We start from the raw sequence: 21247 nt of genomic DNA, 5'->3' as shown, positions 1-21247 counted from the left end.
GGAAGTCGAGCACTTCTGAGCGACACGCCGGGGGAAAGTCGTACAGATGTTTGAATAAGTCGCACCCGCCTACTAGGTTTTCCGTCAGAAGGGGTCAGCCGGACAAACGCCATCCCCACGGCGTCTGCCCGGCTCCGCGACGCACCACGTGCCGACAGGCACTGGCCGACAGGGAGGGCGGACGTGTCGACCGACGACCGGACGAGCCGACAGCAACAGACCGGGAAACCCGAGGCGGTCGGCGCCTCGGCGGCAATGCGGCGCCGTACCCCGAGCCGCGCCCGCGGGGCCGACGCACCCCAGCTGCGGTCGGTGACACCGGTCGGCCACCTGCCCGAGGCAGTCGCCACCGACCTCACCGCACGTCAGCGCCGGATCCTCGAGTTCATCCGCGACTGGGTGGAGCGGTACGGATACCCGCCCAGCGTGCGGGAGATCGGGGAGGCGGTCGGGCTGGTGTCCCCGTCCAGTGTGGCGTACCAGTTGAAGGCGCTGGAGACCAAGGGCTACCTCCGGCGCGACCCGAACCGGCCGCGCGCCGTTGACGTACGGGCGCCGGGTGAGCTGGTCGACGACGAGGCGATGCGGGCGGCCCGGCCGCAGCCGGCGTATGTGCCGCTCGTCGGGCGGATCGCCGCCGGTGGCCCGATCCTGGCCGAGCAGGCCGTGGAGGACTTCTTCCCGCTGCCCCGCGAGCTGGTCGGCGAGGGCGAGGTCTTCATGCTGGAGGTCAAGGGCGACTCGATGATCGACGCGGCCATCTGCAACCGGGACTGGGTGGTGGTACGCCAGCAGCCGACCGCCGAGGCCGGCGACATCGTGGCCGCGATGATCGACGGCGAGGCGACGGTGAAGAGCTACCGGCAGCGGGACGGGCACGTCTGGCTCATGCCGGCGAACCCGGCCTTCGACCCGATCCCGGGCGACGACGCGACGATCATGGGACGGGTGGTCGCGGTCCTGCGCCGCGTGTGACGGCGAGGCCGCCCGGGACGGATGGTCGCGGCCCAGCGCCTCGCGGCCCAGCGCCTCGCGGCCCAGCGCCGCGTGCAACAGCGAGGCCGCCCGGGACGGCCGCCGTGGACTGCGGCGCCAGGTCGATGGAGGCCCGGCTGAGCGGCACGCACCCGCGCATGACGGCACATTGAAAAGGCCCGGTCCCCCGCTCATCGAGTGGGAACCGGGCCTTTGATGTCTGTTACCGGTGGTAGCCGTCCTGGCCGGGCTGAGGGCGGCCGCCGCCACCGTAGACGCCCGGGGACCGCTGCGCCTGTCCCTGCTGGGGACCGCGCGGCGGCTGCGGACCTCGGCCCTGCTGCTGGCCACCATAACTCCCGCCACCACGCTGCGGGGGCTGGTGTCCCCGGCCGGGCGGCGGCGGCTGCGGACCGCGCGGCGGCTGCTGCTGCGGACCACGAGCCGGGGGCTGCTGAACACGGCCGGGCGCCTGCTGCGGACCACGCGGCGGCGGCTGCGGGGCGCGAGCCGGAGCCTGCTGCGGGCCACGCGCGGGCTGCTGCGGACCGCGGGCCGGCTGCTGGGGACCCCGGGCGGGCTGCTGGGGACCCCGGGCGGGCTGCTGCGGGCCTCGTGCGGGCGTCTGTTGCGGGCCGCGCGGCGGCTGGGCGGCCGGGCGGCCGTACTGCGGGCCGTTGCCCGGGCTGCCGCCGTAAACGCCGGTGCCGCGCTGCGGGGCGCCGCCGGGCGGACCGGACTGGGCGCCGTAGACCGGGCCCGAACCCGCGCCGGGACGAGTACCGCCGTAGGCGGCGGCCCGCTGCGGCGCACCGCCGACGCCGATCAGCTCGGTCTCCGGGTCGGTGGTCTTCAGGCCGGTGGACAGGTCGTCCGCGCCGGCCGCGGCCGCCGGTGACTTGCGGAAACGCATGATGCCGAAGACGCCGACCCCGACCAGGATCAGGCCCAGCGCGCCAACGCCGGCCACCATGTAGGTGACGTCGTCGACGGTGAGATCGGAATACCAGGAGTCGCTGGCTCCGCCCTTGCCGGACTTCTCGGAGAGCGCGGCCACCGTGGTGGCCGGCGTGTACTCCCGGATGTTGTTGGCGGTGGCGCTGTCCCCGTTCATGTCGGAGACCGTGAGGAAGGCTTTTCCGTCGGCGCTGTACGAGATCGCCTCGCCGAACGGCTCGTTGGGCAGGCCGGTGGTCCGCGGCTCCTTCTTCAGCGCACCGATCACGTCCCCGCCGGTGACGTCCCACTCGAGCGCGTCGGTGTAGGTCCGCAGCGCCACCTTCGCGCCGCCGGACGCGACCGCCCCGCCGGTGATCGTCTTGTTGCCGATCCGGGCCAGCGTGTTGCCGGCCGTCTCGGTCGCGTTGACGTTGATCTCCGCGACCTTCTTCATCGGCACGGCCTCGGAGTTGCGCGCCTTCAGCGGGGCGGTCGGCTGGTAGACGGCCGCCGGCTTGCCGATCTCCTTGGTCACGATGAGCGGAGTGCCGTCGCCGCTGAGCAGCAGCGCCTCGGCGTCGTGGCTGTCACCCTCGGGGTAGCTCAGCCGGTGCAACGCCGGCTTCTTCGCGCCGCCGGCCGGCATGCTCCAGAGCGCGACACTCGGGCGGGGATCCGGGTCGGCGGCCCGGACACCGTTGTCACCGATGTCGGCGATCCACAGCGTCTCGCCGTCGGCGGAGAGGACCAGGTCCTCCGGGTCGAGCGGGCCCTCGCCGCTGTAGTCCTGCACTTTGTCGACAGCGCACTCGCGGTCCAGGAAGAAGATCTTCTCCTTGGCCGATTCGGTCGTCCCGTCATTGATGACGACGTAACCCTTGCTCGTCGCCACGATGCCGGAGATCTCGGTGAGCCGCTTGTCGGTGATCTTGCACAGTTTCTTGCCCGGCGTCGCCTTCGCGCTGACCGTCGCCGCGGGGGTCGGGTCCTCGGCGGACGCGCTGGAGGAGCCGACCATCACCAGGCCCACACCCACGATGATCGGAAACACGAGACGCCGCATCCGCACAGTGTCGCACGCGGCGTCTCGTACCGGTATTACGTGTGGATCAATGCAGGGTGGACCGCCCCTGAAGTCCGTTTCCGCACGCCGATCAGCGGCTGAATCCGGCCAGTTCGGCGGCGAGCTGCTCGTTCACGCGAACGTGCAGCTCAGTGCCGTCGTCCAAGTGACGGGACTGGATCACCTGACCGGACCGGTGCACTCGGGCCACCAGGTCACCCCGGTCGTACGGGATCAGGACGGTCAGGTCGACCGCCGGCCGGGGCAGCCGGTCGGCGATCGCCGCCTGGAGCTCCGCCAGCCCCGTGCCGGAGCGGGCGGAGACGAAGACGGCGTCCGGCCATGTCCGCTTGAGCCGAAGTTTCGTCTCCTCGTCGGCGGCGTCGACCTTGTTGACCACCAGCAGCTCGGGAAGCCGGTCGGCGCCGACCTCGCCCAGCACCTCGCGGACCGCGCTGACCTGGCCCTCCGGGTCCGGATGGGCGCCGTCGACGACGTGCACCACCAGGTCGGCGTCGGCCACCTCCTCCAGCGTCGAGCGGAACGCCTCGACGATCTGGTGCGGCAGGTGCCGGACGAAACCCACGGTGTCGGAGAGGGTGTAGACCCGCCCGTCCTCCGCGGAAGCGCGCCGGGTGGTCGGGTCCAGGGTGGCGAAGAGCGCGTTCTCCACCAGCACGCCGGCCTGGGTCAGCCGGTTCAGCAGGCTGGACTTGCCGGCGTTGGTGTAACCGGCGATCGCCACGGCCGGGACCCCGCTCGCGGCACGGCGGGACCGTTTGGTCTCCCGTACCGTCCGCATGGCTTTGATCTCGCGCCGCAAGCGCGAGATGCGCTGGTTGATGCGCCGCCGGTCGGTCTCGAGCTTGGTCTCACCGGGACCACGCAGACCCACGCCGCCGCCGGCGCCACCGCCGCGACCGGAGCCACCGGACTGGCGGGAGAGGGTCTCACCCCAGCCGCGCAGTCGCGGCAGGAGGTATTGCAGCTGGGCCAGCTCGACCTGAGCCTTACCCTCGCGGCTCTTGGCGTGCTGGGCGAAGATGTCGAGGATCAGGGCGGTCCGGTCGACCACCTTGACCTTGGTCTGCTGCTCAAGGTTACGCAGCTGGGACGGGGACAGCTCGCCGTCACAGATGACGGTGTCGGCGCCGGTGTCGAGAACCACGTCACGTAGCTCGTCGACCTTGCCCCGGCCGATGAAGGTGGCCGCGTCGGGTTGCTTGCGGCGTTGGATAAGGCCTTCGAGCACCTGCGAACCGGCGGTCTCGGCGAGGGCGGCGAGCTCGGTCAGCGAGTTCTCCGCGTCGTCGACGCTGCCCTCGGTCCACACCCCGACCAGCACGACTCGCTCGAGTCGCAACTGCCGGTACTCAACCTCGGTTACATCGGTGAGCTCGGTGGAGAGACCGGCCACCCGCCTGAGCGAGTGCCGCTCCTCGAGCTCGAGCTCGCCGGTCGTCAGATCCGGCTCGTCAAGGACGGGTGTCTGGTACGTGTTTCGCAAAAGTGACCTCCTCCGCCCGATCGTGGCATGTCCCGTCGGGCGGCGCATCCACATAACTGGGCTAACTCACTAGTAACCACCGCGAGCGAATCGACTATTCCGCAAGAGCGAGAATGCGGATACTCACCCACCAACGTCGGAGGGAACACCGTGGTGACCACCCGCCTGCCGAGCGCAGGATTCTCGATCACGATTCGCATCGCCGTTACCGCGGACGCCTCGTCCATCGGCCGGCTCACCACCTGTGTGGGTGAGGCCGGAGCGATCGTGACGGCACTCGACGTGGTGGACTCCGACCCCACCCACGTGCTCGTGGACCTCACCTGTGACACCGCCGACGCCGCGCACGCCGACCAGGTGGTCAAGCAGCTCGAGGACCAGGACGGGGTGGACGTCCGGAAGGTGTCCGACCGTACGTTCCTGCTGCACCTCGGCGGCAAGATCGAGGTGTCGTCGAAGGTCGCTCTGCGTAACCGGGACGAGCTGTCCCGGGCGTACACGCCGGGCGTGGCGCGGGTCTGCATGGCGATCGCCGAGAACCCGGCCGACGCCCGCCGCCTCACCATCAAGCGCAACACCGTCGCGGTGGTCAGCGACGGCTCGGCGGTGCTCGGCCTCGGCAACATCGGGCCGGCCGCGGCGATGCCGGTGATGGAGGGCAAGGCGGCGCTCTTCAAGCGGTTCGGCGGCGTGGACGCCTGGCCGGTGGTCCTGGACACCCAGGACACCGACGAGATCGTCAACATCGTCCGGGCGATCGCGCCCGCGTACGGCGGGATCAACCTGGAGGACATCGCGGCGCCGCGGTGCTTCGAGATCGAGGCGCGGCTGCGGGAGTTGCTCGACATCCCGGTCTTCCACGACGACCAGCACGGCACCGCGATCTGCGTACTGGCCGCGCTGACCAACGCACTGCGGGTGGTCGGTAAGCGGATGCAGGACGTCAAGGTGGTCGTCTCCGGCGCCGGCGCGGCCGGCACCGCGATCATGAAGCTGCTGCTGCGGCAGGGCGTGGGCGACATCATCGCGTACGACCGGAAGGGCGCCCTGCACCGCGGGATGCCGGACATGACGGAGACCTGGCAGTGGCTGGCCGACCACACCAATAAGGCCAACTACTCCGGTGACCTGCCCGGAGCGATCGCCGGTGCCGACGTCTTCATCGGGGTCAGCGCGCCGAACCTGCTCACCGGCGACGACATCGCCCGGATGGCGGAGAAGTCGATCGTGTTCGCGCTGGCGAACCCGGACCCCGAGGTGGACCCGCGCGAGGCCCGCAAGCACGCCGCCGTGGTGGCGACCGGCCGATCCGACCAGCCCAACCAGATCAACAACGTGCTGGCCTTTCCCGGTGTGTTCCGCGGCATGCTCGACGTCAGCGCCGAGGAGTTCACCGAGGAGATGGCCCTAGCCGCGGCCCGGGCCATCGCGGACGTGGTGGGCGAGGACAAGCTCAACCCGACGGTGATCATTCCGAGCGTCTTCGACGCGCGGGTGACGCCGGCCGTGGCCGCCGCGATCCGGGCAGTGGTCAAGGGGACGCCGGCGCCGACGAACCCGTCGGCGGCGCCGGATTCGGAACTGGACCAGGCTCCCGACGCCTTCTAGACCGCGGATCTCTGCCTGCCGGTTGCGCTTTTTCGGGGTACGCGTGACCGGCGTCCCGCCCAAGCCGACCCTGTCCCCGCTCTCCCGGCGCGAGCCCGGCTTTGCCTCGCCGCCCCAGCGCGACCGCCGGGAAACAGCATCACCTGGCGGTTACGGCGACCGGGCGCTGGCAAGCAACCAGAGCAAAACCGCGCCCGGCCCGCCCGCAGCGGGACGGACTGGTGTTTCCCGGCGGTCGCGCTGCGGCCGGGACGGAAAGCCTGGCTCGCGTCGGGCAGGGCGGCACGCGTCGGCTTCGGCAAGACGCCGGTCACGCGTACCGAAGAAAGAGAGTGACCGGCGAGCGAACCTTGACCACGGCGTTGTATGACCGAGCGGGTTCAGACCGAGCCGGCGTTGACCCAGCCGGTGAGTTCGCCGACGTGGTCGGTGATCAAGCCGGCCACCCCGGCGTCCACCAGGGGACGCCACCGCGCCATGTCGTTCGGCGTCCAGGGCATCACCTGGACGCCGGCCTCGGCTAGGCCGGCCATCGTCTCCGGGTGGGACAGCACGTCCTCGAGGTCCGGGTTGCAGTAGGCGACGTCCAGCTCACGACAGGTCGCGACGGTCTCCGCGTCGAAGCGGAACAGCAGCAGCCCGAGGCGTACGTCCGGGACCAGGCCGCGGACCTTGCGGAGCACGTCGGCGTCGAAGCTCTGGATGACCGAGCGCGCCAGCAGGTCTCGCTCGGCGAGCTGGGCGACGATCGTCTTCACCTCGTCGAGCGTGGCCGGCGGCTTGATCTCGACGAGCAGCTCGGCCGTTCCGGCGGCCAGCAGGTCCAGGGTCTCGGCCAGCGTCGGCACCCGCAGACCGGTGAACCCGGCGCCGAACCAGGAGCCGGCGTCCAGCGCCGCGATCTCGTCGTAGGTCAGGTCCCAGACCCGGCCGGTGCCGGAGGTGGTGCGGTTGACCGTCCGGTCGTGGATCACCACGGGTACGCCGTCCCGGGTCACCCGCACGTCGAACTCGACCAGGGTGGCACCCGCCCGCACCGCGGCGTCGAAGGCGGGCAGCGTGTTCTCCGGCGCCACCGTGGAGTAGCCGCGGTGGGCGACGCGGTGCAGCATCAGAGCACCTCGCCGGTGGCGACGAGCACGGCGGGGCCCTCCAGCCACCAGACCCCGTCGTCGTCGTGGGTCACGATCAGCCGGCCGCCGGGCAGGTCCACGGCGATCGAGCCGGTCGTCAGGCCCGCGTCGCGCAGCGCCACCGCGCCGACCGCCAAGGCCCCGGTGCCGCAGGACAGGGTCTCGCCGGAGCCACGCTCGTGCACGCGCATCCGGACGTGCCCGTCCACACCGTCGACCGGCTCGGCGGGCTCGACGAACTCGACGTTCACCCCGCCCGGGAAGACCGCGGGGTCGTGGCCGGGTGGTCTGGTCAGGTCCAGGACGGCCAGCCGCACCCCGTCGTGCAGGTTGCAGACCAGATGCGGGTTCCCGCAGTCCACCGCGACCCCGGGAACGGTCAGGGCTCCTATGGTGGCGGTGCTTCCGGCGTACACCCGCGGGGTTGTCATGCGCACCCGGATCGAGCCGTCATTGACCTGCGCGACCATGATCCCGGCCCGGGTTGCCACCGGCAGGCCCGCAGGGCCGGGCGTGGCGAGGTCGTTGCTCATCAGATAGCGGACGAAGACGCGGACGCCGTTGCCGCACATCTCGGCGAACGAGCCGTCGCTGTTCCAGTAGTCCATGAACCACTCGGCCTCGCCGGCCTGCCCGGCCGCCTCGGGGTGCTTGGCGCTGCGCACCACCCGGAGCACGCCGTCGCCGCCGATGCCCCGGTGCCGGTCGCAGAGCGCGGCCACGCGCTCGGCCGTCAGCTCCAGCTCACCGTCGGGGTCGGGAAGGATGACGAAGTCGTTGCCGGTTCCATGGCCCTTGGTAAAACGCACGCCGCCAATCATCGCGCAAGCGTAAGAGCGTCCGCCAGGAGCGTCGTGGTGGCGCCGTCCAGCCAGGTGACGGACGGGTCCCGCCGGAACCACGACCGCTGCCGCCGGACGAACCGGCGAGTGCCGCGGACCGTGTCCTCCTTGGCCTGGGCCTCGGTGAGCAGGCCGTCGATCTGCGCGAGCGCCTGCTGGTAACCGAGAGCCCGGGAGGCGGTCCGCCCCTCGCGGATGCCGTCCAGACCGCGGACCTCGTCGATCAGGCCCGCCGCCCACATCAGGTCCACCCGCAGCGCGATCCGCTCGTCCAGGTCGGTGGTGTCCCGGTCGACGCCGATCCGCACCGCGTCATAGACCGGTACCGGGTCCGGCAGGGCGGCGGTGAACGGCTGACCGGTCAGCTCGATCACCTCCAGCGCGCGGACGATCCGGCGGCCGTTGGAGGTCAGGATCTTCGCCGCGGCGACCGGGTCCCGCTCACGCAGGCGGTCGTGCAGGGCCGCCGGGCCGGCCACGGCCAGCTCGTCCTCCAGCCGCGCCCGGACCGCCGGGTCGGTGCCCGGGAACTCGAAGTCCTCCAGCACCGCCCGCACGTAGAGACCGGAGCCGCCGACCAGCAGCGGCACCCGCCCCCGGCCGAGGATGTCGTCGATCGCCGCCCGGGCCAGCCGCTGGTACTCCGCGACCGCCGCCGGCTCGGTCACGTCCCAGATGTCGAGGAGATGATGCGGTACGCCCTCGCGCTCCTCGACACTCAACTTGGCCGTGCCGATGTCCATCCCGCGGTAGAGCTGCATCGAGTCGGCGTTGACCACCTCGCCGCCCAACTCGTGGGCCAGGGCGACGCTCAGCGCGGACTTGCCGGCCGCCGTCGGGCCGACGACGGTGATCACGCGGGAGTCTGACCGGAACGGCACCGATCAACCGTAGGACACCGTTGTGTCACGGTCGTCGGCGGGAGCTTTCCCCTAACCGGGTTGGACCTGTGACAATGCGCGAGAAAGAATGCCGGTGGGAAGATTGGCATTCGACTGCGCTATGGCGGTGGCCACGGGCCCGTCCGGGTCCGATGACGCCGGGAGAACGAGGATGAGCTCATGAACGACTGGACGGCCTTCGGGCGCGTGGATGCCGACGGCACCGTGTACGTGAAGACCGCCGAGGGCGACCGGGTGGTCGGCTCCTGGCAGGCGGGCACGCCAGAGGAAGGGCTGGCTCACTTCGCCCGGCGCTTCGACGACCTGGTGACCGAGGTCGACCTCGTCGAGGCTCGCCTCAAGTCCGGCGCGGCAGACGCCTCGCACTCGCTGAGCAGCGTCAAACGGCTCCGCACCCAGCTCGACGAGGCCCACGTGGTGGGTGACATCGACGGTCTCGCCGCCCGGCTGGAGCGGCTCGCCGGCCTGGCCGAGGAGAAGGCCGGGGAGGCTCGGGCGGCCCGTGAGGTGGCCCGTACCGAGGCGCTGGCGCGCAAGACCGCCCTGGTCGAGGAGGCGGAGAAGATCGCCGCCGAGGCGACCGGCTGGAAGTCGGCCGGCGACCGGCTCAAGGAGATCCTCGACGAGTGGAAGACCATCCGCGGCGTCGACAAGAAGACCGACGGTGAGCTGTGGAAGCGGTTCGCCGCCGCCCGGGACGGTTTCACCCGCCGCCGCGGTGCACACTTCGCCACCCTCGACGGGCAGCGCAAGCAGGCCCAGACGGCCAAGGAAGAGCTGGTCAAGGAGGCGGAGGGTCTCTCCGACTCGACCGAGTGGTCCACCACGGCGAACCGGCTCAAGGAGCTGATGGCCGAGTGGAAGGCGGCTCCGCGCGCCGCCAAGGAAGCCGAGCAGCGCCTCTGGGAACGCTTCCGGGCCGCTCAGGACGCCTTCTTCACCCGGCGCAGCGAGGTCTTCTCCGCCCGTGACGCGGAGTACCAGGGCAACCTGGAGAAGAAGCAGGCCATCCTGGCCGAGATCGAGGCCGTCGACGTCGACGCCGACCCGCGTGGCGCGCAGAACCGGCTCCGCGACGCCCAGGCCGCCTGGCACGACGCCGGCCGGGTGCCGCGCGAGGCGGCCGCCTCGCTGGACCGCCGCTGGCGGGCCGCGGAGGAGCGGATCCGGGTGGCGATGGACTCGGCCTGGCGCAAGACCAGCCCGCAGGACAACCCGCTGCTGCGCCAGATGCGCGACCAGGTCGCCGAGGCCGAGCAGCGGCTGGCCCGGGCACAGGCCGCCGGCGACGCTCGGCGGATCAAGGAGGCTGAGCAGGCACTGGCCTCCAAGAAGCAGTTCCTGGCGCTGGCCGAACAGGCGAACTGAGTACAACACGATCGGAGGAGCGGGGCGCCGGACCAGTGGTCCGTCGCCCCGCTCTTTTCGTTCTTCATTGGAGGGTCGGATCGACTTAGCCCCGCTCGTAGCGCTACTTTGGAGCGCCTGCGCGGTTGATAGCTTGACGGGTGCGACATCATGAGGGAGTCAGCGCGGACCGAGCGGCTATCGACCGAACCAGATGTACGCCGGTCCGGCTCCGCGGCACGCCGGGCGGCCGAGGCCCCCTCGGTGCAGCCGGTGAGCCGCGGGCATCTGTCGCCTTTGGGCCCGTCTGCGGAGATGGTGGTGTGCACCGGTGAGGATCGAACCGCGACAGCATCTGCTGGAGACCTGGAAAGCGACGGTTCTGAGCTCGTGGCGCGACGGTCGATGGCATTGGGGTGGCCGCGACGGATCCAACTCCATCAGTGACGCCGAGCAGCTGCTCTGCATCCTGCTCCCGGCCACACAGGTGACACCGTTCGCGCTGGACCGGCCGAACGCCACGGCCGACGCCATGCTCGAGGCACTCCGGCCGCTCGGCGACGAGAAGAGCATCCCGCTCAACCTGGTCCGGATCGCCACCGACTACTTCACCCGGTACGTCGACGAGAAGAACGACGGCCGCCCGATCTTCTCCGGCGGCAGTTACTACAAGTCCGACGAGGGCGGCAAGCTGACCGACGAGCAGCTGGGTCGCGACATCGTGGACTCGTTCGCGATCTCGGTGACGCTGTCGCTGGCCACCATCGGTTTCGTCCGCATCTTCCGGCAGTCCGTCACCCGGATGAATCTGCGCCGCGAGTTGCGGGAGCTGGAAAGACTCGCCAGCACCCGGCTCACCGCGGCCATGGTCGGCCTGCTCCGGAGCTTCTCCACGCACGTCTTCGAGGCGGACGACGATCCCGGGCAGGTCCTGCTCCGCACCATCAACAAGAGCCAGGCGCCGTCCAAGACGGTCGTCAACCAATTCCGTACGGCGTTGCAGGAGACGATCGCGTCCTTCGGCGAGGTCCTGATCGGATCGGGGCAGACGCAGGCGCTCGAGGGCGCCAACGCGCTCTTCGAGTGCGGTTGGTCGTGGGGCATCGTCAAGGAAGCGCCCGAGGTCGCGCTGGAGTACAAGCCGGTCGGAGGGGGCGAGCCGGCCACCGGAGAGGTACCGGCCGCAGCGCCGCCGGAGGAGATCGAGGACATCGGCCCGCAGCCGGAGGGCATCGCGGAGAACAAGCCGTACCTCTACTTCACCGTGGTGGCGGTCGACGCGATCGAGGACCTCTTCTCCGAGCGGACCCGTGTGCTGGGTCTGCTCAACGAGGAGCAGCAGCGCCTGTCGCGTGCGCTCCAGCTGCGCTGGGATCTCACCCTCACCTACTGGGCGACGGTGGCGACGTTCAGCGGCGGGCCGAAGTGGCCGCTGGAGGACCCACCATGGCAGACCACCGACGGGCTCCGCAGCGAGTACTACAGCCTCCTGGTGACCTCGATCGTGGTGAAGGACCTGGTCCGGCGACGCGGTGCGGACACCCGCCTGGCCCGGATCGGCGCCGTGCTGGCCGACCTGTCGAACGAGGGCCGGGTGACCCGCCGGCACCGCCCGGGCGACTCGGGCCTGCGGCTGCACCATCCCGGCCTGGAGGTCGTCCTGGAGGGCAGCGCCGACGACTCACCGGACAAGACGAAATCGGTGTGGTACGTCGGGGAGTTCGCCTCTCTGCTGCTCCAGCGCTCGGTCGCCATCGCCGGCCTGCTGAGCGACGTGGAGGAGCGCGCGCGCCTGCTGCGCCTGGCGGACGGGGTGTGGGACCATCTCTCCCGCCGCCGGCTGTCCGGCACGAGCCACCGCAGACTGTGGGACCAGCCGTCCAACGTGTTCGAAGAGCTCCCCGGGTACGAGCAACCGTCGTGGTACTACACCGAACGGGTGGTGGCGGGCCTGGTCAGCACGGCTAACCTGCTGAGCGAGGAACCGCTCGTCAACGACCGGCTCGTGATCCACGCCTTCGACCTGCTGTTCGAGGCCGAGCACCTGTACGACATGGAGCTCATGAGGGGTTCCGCCGATGCCAGCCTCGAGGTGATGGACGTCTTGACCGAGATCCGGGCCAAACTCGACCGGGCGCGATCCATCGCTCGTACCCGGCCGGGATCGGCGACCGCCCTGGTGAGCTGGATCCTGCTGGAGCTCGACGGCCTCGACGCCGTCCGCCAGAACGAGAGTACGGCGATCTGATGTTCGTCTTCGCCGCGTCCGACAAGGGCGGTACCGGCCGATCGGTGACCAGCAGCAACCTGCTGTATCGCAGCGCTCTGCAGGGCAACGACGTCTGCTACCTCGACTTCGACTTCGGCTCGCCGACAGCGGGCGCCATCTTCGGCATCGAGAAGGCTGAGAACGGCACCCAGAGCGGGTCCGGCCTCTACCGCTTCCTGCTCAAGGAGGTGGAGGAGCCGGAGCGCATCGACATCTGGACGTCGACCGACCGGCGCGCCATCCGTGAGGGGCAGGCCAACACCGGCCGTCTCGTCCTGCTCCCGGGTGACGTCGGCAGCGGCGACTTCCCGAGGCGGGGCGGCTTGGAGGAGCAGTGTCTCAAGCTGTTCCTCCGGCTCAACGAGGAGTTCAGCCTCTGCATGGTCGACCTCAGCGCCGGGCGGAACATCGCCGTCGAAACGGTTCTGAAGGTGACCGCCAGGCCGGAGATGCGCAACATCATGAGTCGCTGGCTGGTCTTCCACCGGTGGACCAGGCAGCACGTGGTGGCGGCGGGCGGCCTCGTCAACGGGCCGCACGGCCTCCTCGCCTCCGCACAGACCCTGGGTCACGACCGGCAGGAGTTCGCCAGCAATCTTCGATACGTCCGCACCGCGGTGATCGATCCGGCACCTTCGGCACAGAGTGGCCTCACCGCTAAGCAGGGCGTTTGGCTCGACGAGTGCAATAGGCGACTCACCCGGCTGGCGGGAGACCACCAAGTCGGCAAAAATTTAGTATTAGGGACCGTTCCTCTGGATCCCATGCTGCAATGGCAGGAACAGTTGATCACTGACAAGGACGTGGTGGCCGGCGTCGCGAACCAGGAGACGCGAAACGCCTTCGATTCGTTGGCGAGGCGCCTCGTCGACGACTCTGCTTGGGAGACCCTATGACGGTAGCCCCGCACCGCCAACGCGTGGTCTACCGGGAGAAGGCGGCCGAACGGACCGCTCCTTCCGTCGGGCTCTCGCACGTCTCGCTCGAGCTGGGCCACCTCTACATGGAGGACCTGCAGGACCCGGAGAGTGAGAGCCGGCTCGCCGAGTACTTCCGGAGCGTCTCCCACTGGGTCAAGGCCACCAAGTCGATGGGCCGCTGGGGCAGCACGTCGTCGCGCATCAGCACGTGCTTTCTGATCGACGACTACTTCAGCCGGCTCGACGATCCCCGGGTGATCATCAAGAAAGTGGTCGACGCGGCCGCCAAGAGCGGGCTGGAGATCGACTACATCGCCCGTGAGTCGAGCTGCGCCGAGTTCGGGGCGACCAAGCTGGCGCAGCAGGTCTTCGACAGCATCGTTCCGGAGCCGCTGCCCGGCGCCAACGGGAGCCGGCCGCCGCTCGAGAAATCCGGCTGGCTGGCGAACGGTCGCCGGTCCTTCGACCCCACAGTGGTGCCGGCCATGGCGGACGGTACGTGGCACGGCCCCGAACAGACCGCCGCCAACCGGCACTCCATCTTCATGGACGTGCAGATCAAGGACGACCTGTGGTCGTGCTCGTTCCTGGCCTCGGTGTGGCAGCTCCTCCGGTTGGGTGTCCTCCGGCCGGAGGACAAGCAGCTCACCAAGCCGGTGAAGGTGCGGGGCGATTACCCGAGCGCCTGGTCCGATCTGCCGCCGGTGATCAAGCTGACCGACACCCCGAACCCGTTCTGCGCGTACCGCAGCTTCTCGATCCTCCCGACCCGTTTCATGGAGGTCGAGATGGCCGCCCGGACGGTGCTGCAACAGGTCGAGGTCGACGCGCTCATCACGGCGGACCTCAACGCCCGGGCTCGCGCCGAGAGCATCCAGCTCCCGCCGGAGATCCTCGATCGCATCGATTACGCCTTCATCAACGATTGGGCTCCCGCCACCGGTCGTTGAGACGGAGCAGGTTCTGCGCGGTGCTGCTGACCGCGAAGTCCTCATCCGCGGTGCAGGTGATCAGGACGTCCTGAACGTCGCCCAGGTGGGCGACCGGCTCAAGGATCTCCACCGCCGCCCGCCGCACCTCGTGCTGCTCCGCGTCCCGGGCCTGCGTCAGCACCTCCCGGCGCACCGTGTCGTCGGTGAGCCAGCCGGCCAGGGCCCGGATCACGACCTGCCGGATCGCCGGCTCCCCGCTGGAGAGCCGGGCCAGCAGTTCGTCGCGCAGGTCGTCCTCCTGGAGGTCGGCGGCCGCGGCCGCCGCCGCGGCGACCACTGACGGATCGGCGTCGCGCCGGACCCGATCCCGGAACACCTCGGCGGCGGTCTTCGGATCGGCGCCGGAACCGAGGAGCCCCACCGCAGCCGCGCGGATCTCCGGCTTGGGGTCACTGGTGGCACGTTCCGCGATCACGGTCCAGAGCGGGGCCGCGGTGGTGGTATCGCCGACCGCGGCGGCCGCGGCGGCGGCGAAAACCTCACCCACGCTGTCATGGGAGATCCGATCCAGCAGCACCCCGGCTAGATCGACCCCGGCCGGGCAGAATCCGATCAGCACCTGGAGCGCTGCCAGACGTATCTGCGGGTGGTGGCCGTCGCCGGTGAGCGGCACCAGTGCGCCGCCCGTCGCGGCGTCCAGGGGCCGGCCGCAGAGGCCGCGCAGAGCAGCCGTCCTGATCTCCGTGTCCCGGTCGTTCTCGGCGACTTCGACCAGCGCCTTGGTGACGGTCTCGTCGCGGTCCGAGCCGAGCGCTTCGACAGCGGCCTGACGGACCGACGGTGTCGCGTCCGTGCCGGCGACACGGACCAGCAGGCGCCGCCGGGACGTGGTCTCCGGTAGGTCGGCCAGCCCCTGCACCGCGGCCAGCCGGACGGACGGCTCGGTGTCGCGGGCCGCCGTCGTCAGGGCGGCTTCCAGGCGGGGATGGGACCCGTAGGCGCTGCTGAGCGTACGAACCACGGCGCGCCGCATCACCTCGTCCGGTTCGGCGGCGAGGCGGGCCCTCAGCGCCTCCCACGATCGCTCCCGCGGCCGCTGACCACGGGCTGCGAGGGCGACGGCCGCATCCCGGACCACCAGTCCGTGCGTGTCATCGCGGATCCGCTCGAGCAGGGCGCCCTCGGAGCCGCTGCGCCCGAGCAGGCCGACCGCGGTCCGGCGGACACCGGCGACAGGGTCGCTACCCATCCGGGCCAGCAGCACCTCACGGGCCTCGCCATCGGTCTCGGCGCGGGGCAGCAACACCCCGGCGGCCGCCTCCACCACCTCCGATGCCGGGTCACGGCGGCAGGCCTCCATCAAGGCCTCCACCACCTCGCCCGAGAGCTGCCGGCTCCGCGCCAGAACCCGTACCACGCCGGCGCGTACCACCGCATGATGATCGTTACGCAGGGAATGGAGCAGGACCTCCACGACACCCGGCTCACCGCTCAGACGCTCACCGAGAATCTGTACGGCCGAGAGCCGGACCGTGGAGAAGGCATCGGTGCTCGCCGCCTCGAAGAGCACGTCGCGTGACTCGGGATAGACCGCGGCCAGGGGTGCCAGGGCCTGCACCGAAGCGAGGCGGACAACCGCTTGTTCGGCACCACGGGCGATGCGCAACAGCGGCTCCAGCGCCGGCCGGCCCCGCTCGGTCGCCTCATGCCGGACTGCCTGCTGCGCCAGCTCGCCGAGGCCGGCCACCGCGGCACAGAGGATCCGGACGTCGGCGGCATCGTCGAGCTGGGACTCGAACGTCTCGACCAGGCGTTCCCCCGGCTTCGCGAGGATCGCCGCGATCCGGGCCGCGGAGACCGCAGGGGTCTCGGCGAGCGCGGCGGTGTCGATCGCCCGGGACGTGGATGCCGATAGCTGGTCGCTGACGATCCGCACTCCCACCCGCCGATACCAGTCCAGGTAGGTCTCGCTCTCCGGCCAGCTCGATCCGACCGCCTCGACCGCCGGGATCAGCTCGTCGACCAGCAGATCCGAGTAGGCCGAACGGGACTCGGCCGGCGTCCTGGCGCAGTGCTCCAGAACCAGGCTGACCTGACGCAACACCAGGCCGGCGGCCGGCCCGGCGTCCTCGATCGGGTGAATCCCGGCCAGGCACTGCACGGCCAGCACCACGTTCCACGGCGGGTCGGGCGGAGGATCCCGGTGCCAGTCCGGATTGATCTCGGTGACGAGCAACTCGACGAGCTCGGCCGCGAGCGGCACCGACACCTGGCCGGCGACCAGCCGGAGTGTCTCCCGCCATCCCGGATCCGCCCACCTGTCGCGGAACAGGGACTTGATCTCCTCGCGCGCCTCGTGCCGTTTGAACCTCTCGACGATCGCCCAGGCACAGTAGAACTCCAGGAACGTCCGGTGCACGAAGCGGTAGTCGGCGCGACCGGCCCGGCCCAGCACGAAGCTACGCTTCTGGAGCTGCTCGATGGTCTGCTTGGCGGACGCCTTCGCCTCGGTCCAGCTCGAACCCTGCCGCACCAGGTGCTGGGCGAAGATCTGCCGGAGCTCGTCGCCGCTCACATGATCACCGTGGGGTCCCAGCCGGCCGGACATCATGTCGAACGCCAATGAGCGCAGCAGATTGTGCTTCTCGTCGGCGTCGAGGAGTTGCGACCCGGCGTCCGTGTTCACCATCCGGCTGTCATCCCAGCTGTGCACCAGCGTGACGGCGGCTTCCTTGTAGAGCCGCCACCGCTGTTTCGGCAGCATGCGATGCCGCCCGAGCACGGCGAGGATGCTGAGCAGCATCGGATTGCCGGCCAGCTCGGTGAGCTCCGGCGACCGGCGGATGGTGCCGAGGACGACCTCGCGCCGGACCGTGGCGTCGGTCTCGGACACCGCCTGGAACCAGCGGCCCAGGAAGTCCGCGGCCTGTTCCGGTGCGAACCGCTGCAGGGTGTAGTGGGCGAAGCCGGCCGCGGCCAAGGCAACCCGGTTGTACTCCGCGGGGCGAGTGGTCACCACGACCCGGGCATTGGGGAAGCTCTCGGCGAAGGCCGCTATCTGCCCGGCCGTCTCCTCCCGGATGCGCCGGTCGAAGATCTCGTCGAGGCCGTCGAAGATCACCACCGCCGGGTCACCGCGGGCCAGGTGCAGGCGCAGGCCGTCGGGCTCCTCCTCATAGCCGTCGGTGGCCGCGCGGTACGCCAGGTACTCCCGGAAGTTGCGGCACTGGCCGGCGGCGACGGCCCCGGCGTACGACCGCAGCTCGACCAGGATCGGCAGGTGATCGGCGAGGACAGCGAGCCGTTCGTCGGCGTGCGCGCGGGCGAGGCGGAGGGCGAGGTAACGCACGACGGCTGACTTGCCGGCGCCCGGGTCACCGATCAGCACCAGGCGTTGCCGGTCGCACACCACGTCGAGAACCGGCTGCCCGGGCCAGGACTTCGGCAGGGCCGACCGGTCGTAGCGCTTGGCGTCGGCCGCACCGCGCGGACTGGGATCGAGTGCGGGCGGTGGCTGGTCGTCACGCGCACGCGGCTCCACGAAGACGTCCAGCAACTGCGTGCCGAGGTACTGCTGGGGGGAGAGATTGAGCAGGTCGAGCCCGCCGTACTGCTGGCGGAGGCGCTCGAAGTAGTGCTCGGTCGCCGCCGGGCTCAGGCCGGCCACCTGGGCAACGGCGGGCACCGGGGTCTCCTCCCGGGCACGCTCCTCCAGCAGCTTGTGGACCGCGCCGTAGACCAGCAGGGCGAGGTCGCTGGGCGAGTCGAAGAAGTCGCACAGGTGCTGGGTCTGCAACACCTTTCGCAGCGCGTCGACGTGTACCGATTTCGGGCCGCGGTCGACGAACCTGACCGGCCATGGCGCGTCCTGGTTGTGCAGGAAGATGAGACAGTCCTTACCCCTGGCGACGGCGTGCTCGTACTCCAGGTGGGTGAAGGACTTCGACTGGTTGGGCGGGGTGTCGCCATACTGCCAGGCGAAGATGCCGATGTAGATGTCGCACGACTCGACATCGGCGAGGCAGCGTGCCAGAGGGGTGGACTTACCGGCGGAATACTTCTCCATCGTCCGGAACGGCAGGCCGAACAGCTCGAGCGCACTGCGGACCGCCTGGCGGCACTCCCTCAGATCCTCGAACGTGGCGGAGATGTAGGCCTCGGTCAAGCATTTCTCCCCTCGCCACAGCCGGAGCAGGCAGCGGCGATCACTCGGCGACGCTCCCCGGCAGCGCTGCGTAGCGGTCAATATATCCGGGACAGGCAAGCCTCCACCATGGACGCCACGTCGTGTGCGCAGCCCCAGGAGACGCTGACCCCGCCACCACCGTGGCCGTAGTTGTGCACGATGAGCTGGCCGTCCAGGCTGGTCACCTCGAGCCGGATCTCGTCGCGCACCGGGCGGTAACCGGCCCGGACGCCGATCACCGGAGCGTCCCGGAGCAGCGGCTCGATCTCCGCGCAGCGCTCCCGGATGCGCTCCACCGCCACGGTTTCCGGCACGGGTGCCCCGCCCGGCGTCTCCAGGGTGCTGCCCAGCACCACCGTGTCACCGTGCGGGATGAAGTAGGTGAGCTCCGGGCCCGCTCCCTCCTCGGCGAAGAAGGTGTCGATCCCGGGGTTGCCGACGACCACCACCACACCGCGCACCGGGATCAGGGCCGGATCCGCGGCCAGCCGGCGGGCGCCGGAGCCGCTGCAGTTGACGACGACCGGGGCACTGCCCACCAGTGCACGCAGCGAGGCGATCTCACGCTGCTCCACCGCCACGCCCGCGGCGCGCAGCTCCGCCATCAGATGGTCCGAGTAGGCGAGCATGTCCACCACCGCCGTGGTGTAACGCCAGGCGCTGCGATAGCCCGGCCACGCGCTCTCGTCGCAGACCTCCAGGTCCCGGGTGTAGAAGAGCCAGGGATGCGGAACCGCGACCTCCCGTGCCGCCTCGACACCGCGTACCATCCGGACCCCGGCGGCGCGCCTGCCCGCGAGCTCACGGAAGACCTCCAGGCTCTCCCTCGCCCACCGCCCGGCATCCGGGTGACCGACCAGAAAGGGGCCCCACATCGCCCCCGCCGCGCAGGAGCTGGTGTCCGGCGGGAGCCGCCGCGCCACGATCCGCACCGACAACCCACGCCGGGCCAGACAGAGGGCGCTCGTCAAACCGCAGACGCCCGCACCCACCACGATGGCATCGACGTTGGTAACGGTCACCCCCCGACACTAATGGCTTACTCGGCGGCGTCGCACGGACCGAAATTTCGGCGCCCGGCCGCACCTGAGACGAGCAGGCGTGACAAGCGCATATCCTTCCGGCGCGAGCTCGGCACGCCGCTGTTTGCCCGGCCTCGAACCGGAGCGTCACGATGGATCCAGGAAACGTCCGCGGAGGACTCATGTTGGCTTTCGGCGAGGTGCAGACCGGGCTTCTGCAGAACTCCGCCGCGCTGTCCCGGCGAGGAACCGAGCAGCTGGTCGCCACCGCGGTGGACGAGCGGATCCAGACGGTGGAGCGCCCCATCGGGCGCACCTGCTCGCAGGACCAGCAGGAAGGCGTGGACTGCCTCCTGCCGGCCGTCTCCGGGCGGCACACCCGGGGCATCGGCACCGTGCTGGCCCGGGTCGTCGTCGTCGGTGGGCACGTCATTCAGGGCTCCGCGTACGCCCAGGTGGCGCCGGCCCGCAACACCGTACGGCTGCCCTGGTCGCACTACCTGGCCAGCCCGGGACAGCTGGAGGCGATCGGCAAACTGGACTCGAAGGACGTCGCGCTCGGCGTGCTCAGCGGCGCCCGGACCGCGAAGACCCTGGAGCTCAGCGCGATCACCACCCGGATGGTGGACACCGTGCAACGGTCACGGCTGGTCGACCACGCACCGCCGCTGCGAACATCGCGTCTCCGGCTGCGGTGGACCGCCGTGCTGGACAAAAGCCTGAGCGAACCGGACGGTGTCTTCACGCTCGTCTCGGATGAACTCCGCACTATGGAACTTCGCGTGCCCACCGCGGACCTGACGGCTGTGGTCGCGCTCTGCGAGGACCTGGCCCTGCACGACTGGCTGCTGACCACGGTGCTGTCCGTCCTGGACGCGACGCTCGCCCACGACCGCAGCCGTACCGATCGGGTGAGCCGGCTGCAACCGCTGCTGGAGCATCTCCTGCATCTCTGGATGCCGGCCGCGCACGTGCCCGAGCAGCTGCTGCCGGTATGGGAGGCGCTGGACCAGCGTCCCGGCTTCACCCGGCAGTGGGAGGCCGCGGTGGCCCGCATCCGCGACCAGATCACGGTCGAGACGCTGGATCTGTTGCAGGCGGCTGACGGACGCCGTCCGACGCGGCCGGTCAGCCCACCGGCACGGTGACCGGCGGCATCCGGCGGGCACCCGCGGGCCAGAGCTGCACGACCGTCTTGCCTCGCGCCCGGGCCCACTCGACCGTCTCGGCCGTGCCGCCGCGCCCGCCGGCCGGGTCGCCGTCCCAGACCGCGACCAGGATGTCGCTGCGGTCGACCACCTCGCGGCTGGCCGCCTCGTACGCCGCCTCGGGCGGGCCGGGCACCTCGACCCGGGACACCCGGCCGGCCTGGGTCAACAGGCGGGCCGGCGGGGTGGCCGCTCCGGGCAGCACCACGTCGAAGGTGCCGTGGCAGGCCCGGATCGCGCGGGCGAATAGCTGGTCGGCGCCGTCGGCGAGACAGGTGATCCCGTGCACCCGGGGGAACCTCATCAGGTAACGCACGAGCTCCTGGTAGATCAGCTTGCTGGCGGCCGGCGTCAGGCGGATGTGCCCGGTGACTCCGATGGTCGTCATCCCAGT

At 70.5% G+C, this 21247-nt stretch carries 15 protein-coding genes; 7 read left to right on the top strand and 8 right to left on the bottom strand.

Annotated features, from left to right (window positions below):
* Nucleotides 1-255: 255 nt before the first annotated feature.
* Nucleotides 256-975, top strand: coding sequence for a transcriptional repressor LexA (gene lexA, locus I4J89_RS00575; protein ID WP_230858209.1), 720 nt, complete (start codon nt 256-258; stop codon nt 973-975).
* A gap of 223 nt (nt 976-1198) precedes the next feature.
* Here the strand turns inward: lexA and I4J89_RS00570 are convergent, their stop codons facing one another.
* Together I4J89_RS00570 and hflX are read right to left on the bottom strand one after the other, a co-directional pair.
* Nucleotides 1199-2977: a hypothetical protein gene (locus tag I4J89_RS00570; RefSeq protein WP_196411785.1), complete on the bottom strand. Its 1779-nt coding sequence runs from the start codon at nt 2975-2977 to the stop codon at nt 1199-1201.
* Nucleotides 2978-3068: 91 nt separating this feature from the next.
* Entirely contained in the window at nt 3069-4484 is a 1416-nt protein-coding gene (gene hflX / locus I4J89_RS00565) for a GTPase HflX (RefSeq protein ID WP_196411784.1), read from the bottom strand.
* A gap of 150 nt (nt 4485-4634) precedes the next feature.
* Between hflX and I4J89_RS00560 the strand changes: the two genes are divergently transcribed.
* Nucleotides 4635-6092, top strand: a complete 1458-nt coding sequence (locus I4J89_RS00560; RefSeq protein ID WP_196411783.1) for an NAD-dependent malic enzyme — start codon at nt 4635-4637, stop codon at nt 6090-6092.
* Nucleotides 6093-6472: 380 nt separating this feature from the next.
* Here the strand turns inward: I4J89_RS00560 and I4J89_RS00555 are convergent, their stop codons facing one another.
* From I4J89_RS00555 to miaA, 3 genes are read right to left on the bottom strand one after another with little or no spacing between them, the layout of a single operon-like run.
* The gene (locus tag I4J89_RS00555; protein ID WP_196411782.1) at nt 6473-7204 is read right to left on the bottom strand and encodes a glycerophosphodiester phosphodiesterase; all 732 of its coding nucleotides are present in this window, start codon (nt 7202-7204) and stop codon (nt 6473-6475) included.
* Nucleotides 7204-8034 carry a diaminopimelate epimerase gene (gene dapF, locus I4J89_RS00550; RefSeq protein ID WP_196411781.1) on the bottom strand — a complete coding sequence of 277 codons (831 nt, stop codon included), beginning with the start codon at nt 8032-8034 and terminating at the stop codon, nt 7204-7206. The genes I4J89_RS00555 and dapF overlap by 1 nt, the downstream gene beginning before the upstream one ends.
* An 8-nt stretch (nt 8035-8042) precedes the next feature.
* Complete coding sequence (gene miaA, locus I4J89_RS00545) at nt 8043-8948, bottom strand: tRNA (adenosine(37)-N6)-dimethylallyltransferase MiaA (RefSeq protein ID WP_309238122.1); 906 nt, start codon at nt 8946-8948, stop codon at nt 8043-8045.
* 180 nt (nt 8949-9128) lie between these two features.
* Between miaA and I4J89_RS00540 the strand changes: the two genes are divergently transcribed.
* The 4 genes from I4J89_RS00540 (at nt 9129) to I4J89_RS00525 (ending at nt 14455) form a co-directional block, all read left to right on the top strand.
* Nucleotides 9129-10337, top strand: a complete 1209-nt coding sequence (locus I4J89_RS00540; RefSeq protein ID WP_196411780.1) for a DUF349 domain-containing protein — start codon at nt 9129-9131, stop codon at nt 10335-10337.
* 310 nt (nt 10338-10647) lie between these two features.
* Complete coding sequence (locus I4J89_RS00535) at nt 10648-12564, top strand: SCO2524 family protein (RefSeq protein ID WP_196411779.1); 1917 nt, start codon at nt 10648-10650, stop codon at nt 12562-12564.
* Nucleotides 12564-13481: an SCO2523 family variant P-loop protein gene (locus tag I4J89_RS00530; protein ID WP_196411778.1), complete on the top strand. Its 918-nt coding sequence runs from the start codon at nt 12564-12566 to the stop codon at nt 13479-13481. The genes I4J89_RS00535 and I4J89_RS00530 overlap by 1 nt, the downstream gene beginning before the upstream one ends.
* Nucleotides 13478-14455 carry an SCO2522 family protein gene (locus I4J89_RS00525; protein WP_196411777.1) on the top strand — a complete coding sequence of 326 codons (978 nt, stop codon included), beginning with the start codon at nt 13478-13480 and terminating at the stop codon, nt 14453-14455. Before I4J89_RS00530 ends, I4J89_RS00525 begins: the two co-directional genes overlap by 4 nt.
* On the opposite strand, the gene I4J89_RS00520 is transcribed toward I4J89_RS00525, so the two are convergent.
* Together I4J89_RS00520 and I4J89_RS00515 are read right to left on the bottom strand one after the other, a co-directional pair.
* Nucleotides 14424-18602, bottom strand: a complete 4179-nt coding sequence (locus tag I4J89_RS00520) for a HEAT repeat domain-containing protein (protein ID WP_196411776.1) — start codon at nt 18600-18602, stop codon at nt 14424-14426. The genes I4J89_RS00525 and I4J89_RS00520 overlap by 32 nt on opposite strands.
* Before the next feature lie 77 nt (nt 18603-18679).
* Nucleotides 18680-19645, bottom strand: coding sequence for an NAD(P)/FAD-dependent oxidoreductase (locus I4J89_RS00515; RefSeq protein WP_196411775.1), 966 nt, complete (start codon nt 19643-19645; stop codon nt 18680-18682).
* Nucleotides 19646-19827: 182 nt separating this feature from the next.
* Between I4J89_RS00515 and I4J89_RS00510 the strand changes: the two genes are divergently transcribed.
* Complete coding sequence (locus tag I4J89_RS00510; protein ID WP_196411774.1) at nt 19828-20793, top strand: SCO2521 family protein; 966 nt, start codon at nt 19828-19830, stop codon at nt 20791-20793.
* On the opposite strand, the gene I4J89_RS00505 is transcribed toward I4J89_RS00510, so the two are convergent.
* Nucleotides 20774-21241 carry a TIR domain-containing protein gene (locus tag I4J89_RS00505; RefSeq protein ID WP_196411773.1) on the bottom strand — a complete coding sequence of 156 codons (468 nt, stop codon included), beginning with the start codon at nt 21239-21241 and terminating at the stop codon, nt 20774-20776. The genes I4J89_RS00510 and I4J89_RS00505 overlap by 20 nt on opposite strands.
* Nucleotides 21242-21247 lie beyond the last annotated feature (6 nt).

This window comes from Actinoplanes aureus (genome assembly GCF_015704865.1).
GTDB lineage: Bacteria > Actinomycetota > Actinomycetes > Mycobacteriales > Micromonosporaceae > Actinoplanes > Actinoplanes aureus.
The sequence above is the reverse complement of the archived record's forward strand: the minus strand, read 5'-3'. Positions and strand labels throughout refer to the sequence as shown.

Coding starts and splice junctions, on each gene's coding strand:
- I4J89_RS00570 (WP_196411785.1), bottom strand. CDS start 2,977: ATGCGGCGTCTCGTGTTTCCGATCATCGTGGGTGTGGGCCTGGTGATG.
- lexA (WP_230858209.1), top strand. CDS start 256: ATGCGGCGCCGTACCCCGAGCCGCGCCCGCGGGGCCGACGCACCCCAG.
- I4J89_RS00530 (WP_196411778.1), top strand. CDS start 12,564: ATGTTCGTCTTCGCCGCGTCCGACAAGGGCGGTACCGGCCGATCGGTG.
- I4J89_RS00510 (WP_196411774.1), top strand. CDS start 19,828: ATGTTGGCTTTCGGCGAGGTGCAGACCGGGCTTCTGCAGAACTCCGCC.
- I4J89_RS00525 (WP_196411777.1), top strand. CDS start 13,478: ATGACGGTAGCCCCGCACCGCCAACGCGTGGTCTACCGGGAGAAGGCG.
- I4J89_RS00505 (WP_196411773.1), bottom strand. CDS start 21,241: ATGACGACCATCGGAGTCACCGGGCACATCCGCCTGACGCCGGCCGCC.
- I4J89_RS00540 (WP_196411780.1), top strand. CDS start 9,129: ATGAACGACTGGACGGCCTTCGGGCGCGTGGATGCCGACGGCACCGTG.
- I4J89_RS00555 (WP_196411782.1), bottom strand. CDS start 7,204: ATGCTGCACCGCGTCGCCCACCGCGGCTACTCCACGGTGGCGCCGGAG.